This window comes from Marivirga tractuosa, assembly GCF_042140215.1.
Taxonomy (GTDB): Bacteria; Bacteroidota; Bacteroidia; order Cytophagales; family Cyclobacteriaceae; genus Marivirga; species Marivirga tractuosa_A.
In genome coordinates this window covers 4,260,467-4,274,940 of sequence record NZ_CP159478.1, presented here as the reverse complement: position 1 = coordinate 4,274,940, position 14,474 = coordinate 4,260,467, and the positions used below count along the sequence as shown (strand labels likewise).

Genomic DNA, 14,474 nt, shown 5'->3' with positions numbered 1-14,474 from the left:
GATGTCTCCCGAAGTAGCCGAAATGCAAAGGGAAATGCAGGCTAAACTGGGGAATGATATTCAATTGGATGTTAATGTATTTCCAAACCCAAATTATGGAGTATTTCGACTCGATACTCGTTTGAATAATCCTGGAGATATTGAGATTCATGTTTTTGATTTGAATAAAGGGCGTGTAATTACATCTTTGAAGGGAAAGGAAAACGAGCATTATGTTTTTGATATAGATAATCAAAGCCTGCCATCAGGAGTGTATTTAGTAATGGCTCAATCAGGTGGAAAAACGGTTACCAAGAAATTTATAGTGAAATGATGCGTCCTAAATTCTTATTCCTAATACTATTTCTTTTCACTTCTGAAATCCTGTTTTCTCAGTCTTTTACTGAACATAATACTTTTGGGGTTCCAGCTTTAGGAAATTCTCAATCAGAATGGCTAGACTTTAATTATGATGGTTTTCCTGATTTGATTGTGGATGGGGCAACGGAAAATGGTAATCGTATTTTTAGTCTCTACAGGAATAATGGAGATAATACCTTTTCTTCTGAAGGTTTGCCTGTTTCAGCTTTGGAAAAAAGTCATTTCCTTCTGATGGATGTCAATAGTGATAATTTCACTGATATAATTTATACAGGGGAAAATTCGTCAGCAGTCCCGGAAACCAAAGTTTTATTGGGATCAGCTACAGGCTTCGTTGAAACGGCTTATAATTTACCTGCTATGCATTCTGCTCAATTGGCAGCTGTTGATTTTGATCAAAACGGTCATTCAGATATACTGATGATGGGGGTCAACAGTAGTGGTAATATAGAAAGCAGTTTATGGCTCAATGATGGAAATGATTTTTATGAAAGTGGAATTACATTACCCCAAGTGTATAGAGGAACTTGGGCAGTACTCGAGGTAAATGAAGACTTATATCATGATATCCTTATTTCTGGGGAGAAGGCTGATGGTTTTTTTACTACAAAAATATATTTAAATCAAGATGGTGAGGATATAGTGAATCAAGCGAATAGTGCACTGGATGATTACTTGATCCAGGAAATGGTAACAGCAGATGTTACGGAGAATGGCAAACTAGATCTAATTATCAGCGGTAGGAATAACAGCTTTTCACCTTTTGTAAAAATATATGAGAATAGCTCAGGGCAATTTTCTGAATTTTCAGCGGGCTTATCCACTTTAAGTTCAAGTTCAATTGAAGTGATTGATGTAGAGAATGATGGAGACCTGGATATTTTGCTTTTTGGTTTAGACAATAGCAGTGATTTTCAAGGTCTTTTATATACTTGGAATGGAATAAATTTTACTGAAGATAATTCAGTAGTAGATGGAATATCTAATGGAGCGGTTTCAGTAATAGATTTTGACCAAAACGGAAATCAAGATATTTTCTATTCAGGTTTTTCTGATATAAATCCCAGTAGTGTGGTCATTAGCCGTTTGCTTTTAAACCAGACTGTAAATGTGAATAATCCACCTTCTATTCCAGATGGGCTCAGCCATATTTCAAAAAATGATTCGGTTCAGTTGAATTGGGATCAAGCTACGGATGATTTAACTAATGCTGGAAGCATTTCCTACAATTTATATGTTGGTTCAAGTAGTGGAGATACAGATATCCATTCACCTTTGGCAGACTTAACATCTGGAGGTTTATACACTCATAATATCAAGCCAGTTCAACAAAATAGTTTTCATCTCAAGAATCTAGAGGAAGGGGTTTATTTTTGGTCCGTGCAATCCAAAGATGCTGGAGGTAAAACTTCAGGATTTTCTCCTGAGCAGAGTTTTACAATATGTTTCGATCCTGATTTGGGAAAAGACACCGCTATTTGTCGTAATGAAGAAATAGCTTTTTCTATCGGAACAGTAAACGATGAAGTTAACTGGTACTCTTTGAAGGACGGTCTGCTGTTCAGTGACCAAAACGATTTGACTTGGGAAGTACTTGCTACCGATACAATTGTAGTGGAAGTCATCAAGACCTTAGGATGCACGGTTTACGATACTTTGGCCATTGAGATGTTGGAATTGCCAGTCAGTCCACTCCCTGAATCAGAGAGTATATGTGACGGACAGCTTTTGAGCTATAATCTGAATATGCCTGACCATACCATCAATTGGTATAGCGTTAATCAAGGTCTTATTCTTGAAGACAGTGAATCTATTGATTTTGAAGTGATAGCAAATGATACTTTGGTTGCTGAGTTTATTAATGCTAATAATTGTACCATTTTAGATTCCGTGATTATTCAAAAACTTGACCTGCCCCCTGCCGTGGAACTTACTGATACTACCATTTGCAAAGGGGAAGAACTAGAATGGAATGTTGCTGGAACTTATAATTCAATAAAATGGGTATCGTCTTTAAATGGTCAAGTGGCTGAAGACGTTAATACTTTTACCGATTCCTACACTGAAATAGACACTTTATTCATTACTAAAACCAATGCAGATTTATGCAGTATTACCGATACTGTAGTGATTAATATCAATCCACTTCCTGTGGTGGATTTAGGTTCAGATTTGGAAATCTGTGATCAAAGCAGTACTACAATAGAACTTCCGGGAGATTGGTCATCTGTCCAATGGACTAGTGATGCAGAGGGGGTATTATCTGAAAATAGCCAGACTTTAGAATGGTTGGTAACCCAAAATGATATCCTTTGTGTGGAGGCAACCAACCTCTCAGGGTGCACCAATTATGATACTTTGGAAATCACAAAGCTGGAATTACCCAATTTTGATATTGGTAATGATACTATTATATGCAAAAGCTCCAACATATTACTAAACACAGGGACAGGTTTTGCATCTGTAAATTGGTATTCCATTTCTGATGGCCTTTTGGAAGAGGGGAGTCGCTTTTTTGATTATCAAGTACAAAAAACGGATACTATCATAGCAGAAGTGTTTAGTTTTAATGGTTGCGTAGATTATGATTCCATTTTAATTGTGGCAAATGAGCCTATGCAGTATTCTTTAGGAGATGATCTTGAAATCTGTAAAGGAGAAGAAGTAAATCTTTCAGTCCAAAATCTGCAGGATAGTATTAACTGGTATTTTGAAGATTCCCTTATTGATAATCATTCCGATAATATTGCCTTTTTAGCTGATTCAAGCCTTACGGTTTCAATAGAAACTATTGACTCCTTAGGTTGTTCTGCTTATGATACCTTAGCACTTACTGTAAATGAACTGCCACTACTTGATTTACCAGAAAGTATAGAAGTATGCACAGGAGAAGAAGTGGTGATTACAAATTCTCAAACATATGATTATATAAAATGGGAATCTACTTTAAAAGGTTTAATTGCTGAGGATGTTAATGAAATTTCTTATGTGGCAACTTCAGCGGATACGCTCTTTTTAACAGCAAGAGATGAAAAGCTTTGCGTCAATTACGATACGCTCTACATCAATCCTAATAAGCTGCCCGAATTTTCTTTAGGTGATGATCTGCAAGTTTGTGATGGAGATAATTTACGATTGGAAATTGATAAACCAGCTGATTCCATCAATTGGTTTAATAATTTAGGCGAACAACTGTTGGATACCACAGCTATCCTGAACTTAGAAGTCAAACAAAATGTGACATGGTGGGCCGAGCAATGGAATGCTACCTCCTGTGTTTTTAGAGATTCTGTTGAAATCACGCATATTCCGTTGCCAGTTTTTAATGCAGGCGATTCCATTTTAATCTGCGAAGAAGCGGAAGTGCAGTTAAATCCCGAGGGAATAAATGAAAACTGGACTTTAGAATGGAGCTCAGCTGATTTGCTCTCTGATGCTTCCATCGCTAATCCTATTGCGAAGCCAGAAGAGGACACATGGTTTTTCCTTCAAGTGCAGAATGCTGAGGGTTGTAGCTATACCGATTCAGTTTTTGTTGCCTTGGATCAACCGCTTATTCTGGATCCGGGTGAAGATAGAATCATTTGTTTGGATGATTTCACCGAATTGGGTGGAACTCCTACAGCAGATGGGAGCAATTTTCCTTATCAATATGAATGGAGCCCGTCTGAATCCTTGGATGATCCGAATGTGGCTAATCCTATGGCAAATCCATCAGAAACTACTACTTATCAAGTAATTTCATGGGCAGGAAATTGCAAAGCCGACACTGCAGAGGTTACGGTAAGAGTCCAATTACCTCCAGATATCACACTATCAGCAGACACCACTATAGGATCAGGAGATGCCATTCAGTTACTGGCTTCAGGAGGGCAATTTTATCAATGGAAACCAGAGCGTGGATTATCAGATGCCACTATTGCCAATCCAATTGCCAATCCAGTTCGAACCACTACTTATACTGTGGAGGTATTGGATTCTCTAGGTTGTTTAGCTGAAAAGGAGATGACGGTATTCGTGGAGAATCAATTATTCATCCCTAACCTTTTTACGCCAAACAATGATGGTCAAAATGATTTTTTCAAAATCTATGGGGCAGGGATAAAAGAAATTGAATTCAAGGTATTTACCAGAGGAGGTAAATTATTGTACAGTACAAACTCTGTGGAGGAGGCTTATGGAGAAGGCTGGGATGGAAATCATAATGGGAATCCTATTGAATCTGGTGTTTATGTCTGGAGTATAAAAGGTAAATATTTTGATGAGCGTCCTTTAAGTTTTAATGGGCAGCAATCAGGGGTAATTAATTTGATGAGATAGCGGATGGAGAAAATTTACGAAAAGAACCTTATTTATTTAGGGAATTATTTGAGCAATTGCTTTTCCAAAGCAGCTGGATTGGTGCTGATTTTTTGTGCTTTAATGAGTACTTCACTCTATGCTCAAAATACTCAATTTTCCAATTATGGCTTTGGTGAAATTGCTTTGAATCCTGCTGCTTCGGCCTCCAAAAATTTAATTGGAGCGAATGCAATTTACAGAATCCAGAGATACAGTAATGGAATGAGTATCAATAGTACGCAGATGCAATTTCAATATGCACTTATAAATCAATCAGCAGGAAAGCGATGGGGAGGATTTAGCTTAGTCGCCCAAAGCGATAAGGTTTCGGAAGGCATCCCCTATACTTTTTACAGCATAAAGCCAGGCTTTGCTTATAATTTGGAAATTTTGCCCAATAATTTCTTAGCAATGGGGGTGGAGCTAAGTGCCAGCCAATCTGGTTTTAATACTGCAAGTTTTACAACCGGAAGCCAATGGGTAAATAATCAAGGGTTTGACGAAACTGCCGGTTTGGGAGAAGAATTTGAAAGACAACAGCTGACTTATTTTTCTGTTGCCTCAGGATTGATGTGGTATGATGAAGATGCGGAAGGACATAGAAGAAACTATTTAGGTGTTTCGCTTTTTAATCTCAATCAACCCGCGCGTAGTTTTATTAACGGAGACGATGAAATCCCACTACAATTTTCAGCTTTAGGAGGCTATCAGTTTTTTAAACTGAACCAGCATGCTTTTTATGTAGAAGCATTGGGTCATAAAAGCTTAAATGAAATTTTTTGGGGAGCAGGGCCAAAATGGAGTTTTCAATTTGAAGATAAAAGCTCATTTGATCCTTTTACTGCAGGTAGTTTAGATGTATTTGCAAGATATTTCTCAGGAGACCGAATTAGTTTGGGTACTCAAATAGCCCAAAGAAATTTTTCAGTAGGCTTTGCAATAGACTTACACCTTGAAAATGAAGCTCAGATGGCTTCCACTGAATTCTCAGTTAGTATTTTCAAGCGATTGTCGATCACTAAAGAAGAAGAGCTTCCTGAAGAAGAGCATTCAATCGGTAGTACACGTGAATTTGAAGAGGATGACTTTCAAGATCAACCGGTAAAAGTCATCGAAAAGGAATATAAGACTTCTGTAAGCCGTGATTTCTCTTTCGAACTGAGGAAAAATTTCAATTACGGCTTTAACGAGACCACTTTGAATGATGAAGCTAAATCCTATTTGGATGATATAGCTGTGATGATGCAGGCCAATACAGCTTTAAAATTAAGGGTTACCGGTCATACTGATAATGTAGGGACAGAAGAGGCCAACCAGAAAATTTCAGTAGAACGCGCTAAAGGAGTTCGAGATTATCTGGAAAGTATTGGCATTGCTGCTGATAGATTGAGCTATGAGGGTAAAGGAGCCACCGAACCTTTGGTGAAAAATAATAATGAAGAAAATAGAGCTAAAAACAGAAGGGTAGAATTCCTGATTTATGCCACTAAAGATTAGACACTATATCGTTTTTTTATTTCTATCTTTTTCTGTTCTTAAATTGAACGGGCAAGATTTATCCCAAATTGGGAAAGGGGAAGCTATCAAAGTAAATGGTGGCGTTTCAGTTTCACAACTGTTCAATAGCTCTTTTGGTGGTGATCAAAGACGTGACCCCTATAATTATTACCTCAATGGAAATCTTAATTTTTCCATTTATGGTTTAAGTATACCATTAACTTTCAATTTTTCTAATCAGCAATTTGGCTTTCAGCAGCCCTTTAACCAATATGGAGTAAGCCCAACATATAAATGGATTACCCTGCATGCTGGTTATACAAGCATGAGTTTTAGTCCTTATACCTTAAGCGGTCATTTATTCTTAGGGGGTGGAGTAGAATTACGACCCGATGGCCCTTGGAGTGTGAGTGCTATGGCAGGGAGATTGCAAAAGCCCATTGTAGTGGATACCGCTGTAGGGAATGACCCCATGTACCAACGTTTTGGCTATGGAACCAATGTGGGCTATAATGGCGAGGGCTACCAACTGAATTTAATTTTATTCAAATCTAAAGACGATCCTAATTCAATAGATTTTGTTCCAGAGGATTCGGAAGTATTGCCGGAAGAAAATATGGTGATTGGCTTAAACGGAAGCACCACGCTTTTCAGCAGCTTTTCATTATCTTTTGAATATGCACAATCTGCCCTTAGCCGAAATCTGGAATCAGAAACCATTAACCGTGAAGTATTTGCCCCTTTTCCTAGCAGTAATGGCTTGTTTAGGCATCGTTTGTCTACCTCTTATTATCATGCCTTTAAATCCAATTTAAATTATGGCGGAAATGGATATACAATCGGAATAGGATATGAAAGGGTAGACCCTGAATACAAAACACATGGAGCTTATTATTTTAATAGTGACCTGGAGAACATTACGGTAAACGGAGCTACTCAGCTATTTGACAATAAAGTAAGTATAAGCAGTAATGTCGGGCTTCAGAGGGATAATCTGGAAGATCAGAAAGTGAACCAAATGACCCGTTGGGTAGGGGCTGTAAATCTGAATTATACCGCTTCCGATAAATTGAGTTTAAGCAGCAGCTATTCTAATTTCCAAACTTATACCAATATCCGTTCGCAGTTTGAAGATATCAATAACCCTAACCCATTGGTGCAACCTACCGATACTTTGAATTTCACGCAGATATCACAAAATATAAATTTCAATACCAATTATGTTTTAAAAGCAACGGAAGAAAAATCGGCTTCTTTAACGGCTAATTTATCAGCGCAGCAGACCACCGATGAGCAAGGGGGGGAAGAGCAAAATTCAGGCTCCATGTTTTATAATGGGAATTTTGGCTATGTAAACCAATGGAAGCCATCGGAACTTAGTTTTTCTGCTTCCATGAATGTGAGTTTGCAAGAGGCAACTGAAATACAAAACCTTACGGTTGGCCCAGTCTTCTCAGTCAGTAAATCACTCATGGAAAAGCAGCTTAGGTTAAGTTTGTCGTCTGCTATAAACAATAGCTATAACAATAGTCAATTACAAAATACCATTTTCAATTGTCGCTTAAGTGCGACTTATAGCTTGAAGGAAAAGCATAATTTCAGTTTTACCAATGCATTTATTAACAGAAAAACTTTAGGAAATGAATTATCTGAAAGTACGATTAGGGCAGAATATAATGGGACATTAACTTATAGTTATCAGTTTTGAGAGGTACTAGGTACGAGCTAGGAAGCTCGCACCAGCAATCGAAGTGGAATTGGCAATCAAAAGTGCTAGCGCGAGCTTCCAAGCTCGTGCTTTTGCTTCTTTTGCTTAATAATATAAAGAACCAAAGATTAACCAAATGAGCAGAAAACACAAGTTTTTAAATAAGGAAGGAATTTACTTCGTCAGCTTTGCAACAGTCTATTGGATTGATGTTTTTGTTAGAGAAGTATATTTTAATCAAGTAATTGAAAGCTTACAGCATTGTAAAAAAGAGAAGGGGATGGATATTTTTGCTTACTGCATTATGACCAACCATATTCATTTGATCTATAGTGCTAAAGAAAATAATCCTGGTGATGTATTGAAATCATTTAAACAGTTTACATCAAATCAGTTACAGAAGTCAATTGAAGAAAATGCACAAGAAAGTAGAAAAGATTGGCTGTTATGGATAATGGAAAGAGCAGCTAGCAAAAATTCAAATGCTAAAAAAAGACAATTTTGGCAGCAGCATAATCATCCTATAGAATTGTGGACTCCAGAGGTAATGGATCAAAAATTAGAATATACGCATAACAATCCTGTGAAAGCTGGTTTTGTAAGAGAGCCACAGGATTGGAAATACAGTAGCGCAATAGATTATTGTGGAGGGAAAGGATTGTTAGATATTTCTTTTCTTTGAATAAGAGGATACGAGGTACGAGCTGGGAAGCTCGCACCAGCAGGTCAGGAGTTGCAGTGCTAGCAGTTGCAGTGCTAGCGCGAGCTTCCAAGCTCGTGCTGGTGTTGTACCAAGTTCCAGCTCAAAGTAAAATATTAGATAATAAATGGTATTAATTTGAAAAATTTATACAGAATAGTAGAAAACAAGATAGCTTTTGGCTTTAGAAATTGGGTACTAGCTAGAATCTTTTTCATTCCAATTATGCAAATTGGTACGAGCTGGGAAGCTCGCACCAGCTCTGTTTGTCGCGTGTGCTCAGTAAGCTCGTTAGCAAAAAAATCTACTGAAAAGCAAGCGCAAGCTTCCACCTCCACCACCCAAAAGCTAGCGCGAGCTTCTAGCTCGTGCTTTAATGGACTTCGAAGCCCTAACTACAAATTATTAGTAATTTTTCTTCTAACTGTTCTAAGCTTTTATACCCCAACAACAGCTCATGCCCAAGTTTCGGCCAACCCCGTACAGGTCACCTCCAACCTGCTACCGCCTTATAGCCTTTACCTGTCGGACTATAGCGATGCCGGCCAAAACAAATGGAACATCCAATTGCTATTGCGTGACTTTACCCAAACAGATTACCAAGCAAAACTTCGGATCACCATAGAGGGAGCAGGCATAAGATTAAGAACCAGACAAGGTTACAGTCCCGCGCATTAGATTGGAGCCCGGATTGCCCTATCAAGTGGATGCTACAGACTTAACAAGCTACCTCAATATCCAAAACATGGAAGTAAGCGGCATCAACCGCAACAAACTGGCCTCCACCCAAAAACTGCCAGAGGGATTTTATTACTTTAAGATAGAAGTACTGGATTACAACAGAAATAATAAAGTCAGTAATACGGGCTCATCCATGGCCTGGCTGGTGCTCAACGACCCGCCATTGTTGAATTTGCCTTTTGAAGAGAAACTCAGACTGCAAGACCCGCAACAAATACAATTTCAGTGGACGCCACGGCACACCTCCTCCCCCAACAGTGCCTTTGAGACCGAATATATCTTCCGCCTTTGGGAGATCTGGCCGGAGGGACGAGACCCCAATGAAGTGGCCAGGACCACTCAGCCTTTGTTCGAGACCACAATCATGACCACCAGCTATTTCTATGGCCTGAACGATGCGATGCTGATCCCCGGCAGAAGCTATGCCTGGCAGGTGCAGGCCATCAACCTGACAGGCCGTGACCTGTTCAAGAACCAGGGCAAGAGTGAGGTGAAATCCTTTCAATACGGGGATGCCTGCCAGCCCATCACCAACCTTGGAGCTGAGGCTATGGGTACTGACAGAATCCGCATTACATGGCAGGGCGAATGGAACCACAACCGCTATGTGGCACAGATCAGGGAAAAAGGCGAAGAGGACTGGTTCAACTACGGCACCAACCTGGAAACACAGGTGGTCTATGATTTAAAGGCCGATACTGAATATGAGATCAGGGTAATCCCAAGCTGTGGCGCCATCGAGGGGGAATCGGAAAATGTGCTGACCCTCAGAACCCTCGAACAGGAAATACAGGACTTCGACTGTGGGGCAGAGCCCAACCGACCTGAAATCACGAACCAAGAACCGATTGCACAATTGCAGATAGGCGACCGCATCACAGCGGCAGGCTTTACCGTCATCCTCACCCAGCTCAACCAAACGGGCGATACCTATACGGGCAGGGGCTTGATAGAAGTGCCCTTGTTCAACGGGGCCAGAGTGGAGGCCGAACTGCTGAACATCACCGTCAATACCGACAAGCAGTTGATAGGCGGCAATGTGGAGAGCATCTACAACCCCAACGGCCCTTTATTATAGGATTGGATCAAGACGAGCCCGACCTGAGCGAAGAGGGAACGGGCGAACAGGAAGAAGGGGAAGAGGACAGCTTTGACGAGCTTCCCGAACCCGACATCGACATAGAAGGAGAGATAGAAGATGTGATAGTGGATGAGGAGGATGGCACCATCACCGTGATAGATTCAGATGGCAATGAAACAGAGATAGACCCCGAGACAGCCGATGAGAACGAGGACGGGGATATCGTGATAGAGGACGATGAAGGGAATACCTATATAGTGGATGATGGAGGGAATGTGAGCGGGCCTCATAATTCAAACCCATCTAATCCTGATGCATTACCACAAGATGATGAAATCAATTACATAGTAGAATTTAAAACTCACCCTGACCAATTATACGGGTTTGATTTTAAACAGCATGATGCACTTGCAGGAAGTTATGAGCAAACACAGCTCAATGGAGAAGAATATTGGCTGGCCTGGAAGTCATTGAAAAGGGGCACTACCGATGTTGTTATGGCAACGGAAACGGGAGAGAATGAATTTCCTGAAGTTATCAGGTTTAAAAATATGGCCGGCAATTTGGGCACAGGGCCAGGTTCGGCAAACAACGAGAAACAAGTAACTGTACAAACAGCATTGGAGGAGGAAGAGGTAGTCGCCTATGTTCTTCAAGAATCAACCAATGATGAGGGAGAGACCGTAGAAGAGGAAGTTCCCGTGGGGAAATTAAAAGTGAAAAGCTATGACAAGCTTTCACAAAAAGTGGTCGTAGTACCGGTCAATGGTATTTCTACCCCAACGGCTTCCACACTTTCAAACGAATTAAACCGCATTTACGGGCAAGCAGTGGCAGAGTGGGAGGTAGTAATGGCCAATAACTACACCAGTGAAATGTCATTGGCGGGCTTGGATGATGAAGGGAGCGGCATGCTTTCCGCTTATTCCTCGGCCATGAATGATTTTAAACGAGAGTATAGGCGTAATAACAATATTGATAGAGATGCCTATTATGTATTCCTGATGTCGGGGACAGGCTCAAGTAAATCAGGTTATATGCCGTTTAAGAGGCAATATGGGTTCGTTTTCAGTGACAACACCAATGACCTCACCAAAACCATAGCGCATGAACTGGGGCACGGGGCCTTTAGGTTGCGCCATACATTCAGTAATGAAGGCTATATTGCCAGTCAAGGGAGTACCAATAACCTGATGGACTATAGTGACGGCACTAAACTCTATAAACACCAATGGGATTTGGTGCACGATCCTGAAAATGTCAATACGCTTTTTGAGGATGATGAGGAGGGTGCGATGGATGGAGAGTTTGTTTCTAATAATGTCTTGGAGATACTTTCAAGTTCTAATTTTTTATTGGGTGAAAATGATATTAAAATTAATTTTAACATTAAAAATTGGGAGAATTATATTAATACAACTAATTGGGACTCTAAAAACATAAATGATTTTAGTTTGATCATTATTCTCACTAATGAAAATAATGATGTGTTATTTACAAAGACGAAGAGTCTTAACCAAGAAAAGAAGATTGAATGGGATGGAGAATTGTTTGATAATTCTGTTGTTTTAAATAGTGTAAATGATTCTGACTTTAAATTTTTAATTGGTATAGTAAATTCAGAATTTGATGAGGTTGATTTTACTGATGCCCATATTAGTAGAGAGAACACACCAGGTACAACAGTTTTAAAAACTGCAAATGATAATTCATATACAACTTTTGTGGATCTTGTCATTGATAAAAGTATAGAAGTTGACCCTGCTTGGGAAGATTGGGAAGAAGTTGATGAGGAAGCTCAGAAACTAGTAGGAAGTAGTTTTCCTGCATACGAAAAATTTATTGATGAGCTTGGTAATACAGGGTTTGGAGTTGGTACATTCTTGAATAGTGTCGATAATCCTCTTCAATACCTTTCTGATAATACTGTTGAGGTTGAGTTTCTACAGTCAAAATTTAAAGTTCTTAAGTCTTTTGCTCCTAAATTAGAATATGTAAAAGAGAAACTAGGAGAGGCAAGAATGGCTGAAATTGCCGAAACATGCACATATACTTTAGGAATAGGGATCCGTTTTAAAAAAGGTGGGAACGGACTAAGCATGCACAGCTTTGGAACAGTAGTTGATATATACCCTAAAGCAAACTTGTTTCTCCAACCCTACACGTCAGGTAAAGGGGAAAAAGAAATGATAATTCTAATAAAGCAGGTCACAGACCTTGATTTGGCAGATCATGAATCTAGGACACCGACTAAGATCACCACAGCCAATCGCAAGTTTCTTAGTGAATTTGGTAATCAAAAGATGACATTTGACAGGTTTGTTTCATTATACGGAAGTATTGATTCTTATAATAGCTCGGAAAACGCTTATAATTTTAAAGATTTAACTAATAATACAATATATAATGAATTGTTTGATGAGAAGGTGGCAGTGGAGTCAGGTTTTTTTGAGAATCTGCCTGTCTATTTGAGTAGAGTTGAAAAACTCAACTCATTTTTAAATGAAAAGACTGGTGAGTTTACCCCACTAGAAGCTGTAGTTTTTTCGGAAGAAGGTAGAGTTGAAATTAGTTATTTAAAGGTTAAGATTCAGCAACTTTATAATATGTTATCGCCCTTGTATAATGAGCAAGTGTCTGATTCATTAATGAGGAAAGTGTTTTCTGATATTAATCTTGATGAATTTAAGGATATTGCTGTAACTCAATTGTCTAAAGAATATGGAGCGTTGTTTGATATAGTCAATTCAGATTATGAAAATAGTTTTGATAACTTTGCTTTAGAACTTAAAAAGTGGGATGATGCACCTGTGAAGGAAAATTTTGGAAATAAACTTTTTGAGGAGGGATTTTGCAATGTTCCTTTAGATTTAATTAACGTATTTAGAGGACAATCTGATATTAAGTGGGGGGGGATGGACTGGAACGGTAGCAATATCGATTACATGCATTTTGAAATTAGTGAAAGTAAGACTGTAGAATATTTAAAAAAACCATAATTATGTTGAAATTATTTTTGACCATATTTTTCATTTTGATTAGTGTGAATATTTCCTTTTCACAAAAAAGCTTAAGAGATTCATTGCTTATGATATACAGTGAACAGCAACTAAATGACATGTCATCACGCGAATTAGGAAATGTAGTTCGAAAAATGAGAGGTCAGGAACCTATACCCCCCAGACCTACAATCCAGTGGTCAGACAAAGACCAGTATGGTTTTAAAATTATTAAGAATGTCAATAGTGACTCATTAGAAAGTATAATAAACAAACGTGTTTTTGATATTGAATCTCAATCTGATAAGTATAAAAGGAAAATTTTTCCTAATTCATATGTTGATATCATCAATAGATTTGAGTACCAATTCTACTCAAATCTTAAAACACGAGAGCTGAGACATGAAAATTATCACAATCTAGATTATACCTACGAGGGAGATGAAACATTTAGATTAAATGGATTTACAAATAACAGTAGGCGCACATATTTCCTTGATAAGAATGACTCTATACAGAAGATAGTTTTAGAAACAGGAAAAAATATAAATCCAGGAAAAGAATATGATTGGCCATTTTCCATTCAATACCAGAAAACTGTTTTTTATGTTTGGCGAGGTGATCTACAATATGTGGAACAATTATTTTTTGGTGAAGATTTCAATGGAGACCCTACCACCTTAAATGATGATGATTCTTTAAGTCGAGTAGAGGTTCAAAAGTATTATTTTTTCAAGAATAACTGCATTTCGTCTTATAAAGGGGATTCGTTTGTTCCAAAAAACAGCAAAAACCCTGAGGAAAATTTGAAATATGAAAGCGAATATTGTAACAATGAATTAGCTGCACATTTAAAAAATTATATCAAAGAATATGTTGAATACATGCAAAATGAAAATGATTACTTGAAGCCTCATGAAGGCTCAGATACACAACCAAAAACTATTTTACCTAAAGATAATTAAGTGACATGCGTTATTTAGTAAGCATTTTGAAACCCAATCTATTTTGTAGGTTTTTAAAATCAACTTCACTTCTGGGCTAAAG

Annotated in this window: 8 protein-coding genes; all 8 read left to right on the top strand. The window is 38.5% G+C overall.

From position 1 onward, the window contains the following. Window position 1: 1 nt before the first annotated feature. The 8 genes from ABWH96_RS19085 (at window position 2) to ABWH96_RS19050 (ending at window position 14,392) form a co-directional block, all read left to right on the top strand. Window positions 2-313, top strand: a complete 312-nt coding sequence (locus ABWH96_RS19085; protein WP_375579096.1) for a T9SS type A sorting domain-containing protein — start codon at window positions 2-4, stop codon at window positions 311-313. Then, complete coding sequence (locus ABWH96_RS19080) at window positions 310-4,680, top strand: FG-GAP-like repeat-containing protein (RefSeq protein ID WP_375579095.1); 4,371 nt, start codon at window positions 310-312, stop codon at window positions 4,678-4,680. Before ABWH96_RS19085 ends, ABWH96_RS19080 begins: the two co-directional genes overlap by 4 nt. Window positions 4,681-4,683: 3 nt before the next feature. Next, the gene (locus ABWH96_RS19075) at window positions 4,684-6,198 is read left to right on the top strand and encodes a PorP/SprF family type IX secretion system membrane protein (protein WP_375579094.1); all 1,515 of its coding nucleotides are present in this window, start codon (window positions 4,684-4,686) and stop codon (window positions 6,196-6,198) included. Further along, the gene (locus ABWH96_RS19070; RefSeq protein WP_375579093.1) at window positions 6,182-7,906 is read left to right on the top strand and encodes a hypothetical protein; all 1,725 of its coding nucleotides are present in this window, start codon (window positions 6,182-6,184) and stop codon (window positions 7,904-7,906) included. The genes ABWH96_RS19075 and ABWH96_RS19070 overlap by 17 nt, the downstream gene beginning before the upstream one ends. A 136-nt stretch (window positions 7,907-8,042) precedes the next feature. After that, a complete protein-coding gene (locus tag ABWH96_RS19065; RefSeq protein ID WP_375579092.1) occupies window positions 8,043-8,588 on the top strand; it encodes a transposase in 546 nt (181 codons plus the stop codon). 763 nt (window positions 8,589-9,351) lie between these two features. Further along, entirely contained in the window at window positions 9,352-10,425 is a 1,074-nt protein-coding gene (locus tag ABWH96_RS19060) for a hypothetical protein (protein WP_375579091.1), read from the top strand. A 2-nt stretch (window positions 10,426-10,427) separates the two neighbouring features. Next, entirely contained in the window at window positions 10,428-13,427 is a 3,000-nt protein-coding gene (locus tag ABWH96_RS19055; RefSeq protein WP_375579090.1) for a hypothetical protein, read from the top strand. 2 nt (window positions 13,428-13,429) lie between these two features. Continuing rightward, window positions 13,430-14,392 carry a hypothetical protein gene (locus ABWH96_RS19050; protein ID WP_375579089.1) on the top strand — a complete coding sequence of 321 codons (963 nt, stop codon included), beginning with the start codon at window positions 13,430-13,432 and terminating at the stop codon, window positions 14,390-14,392. The last annotated feature ends 82 nt before the right edge of the window (window positions 14,393-14,474 follow it).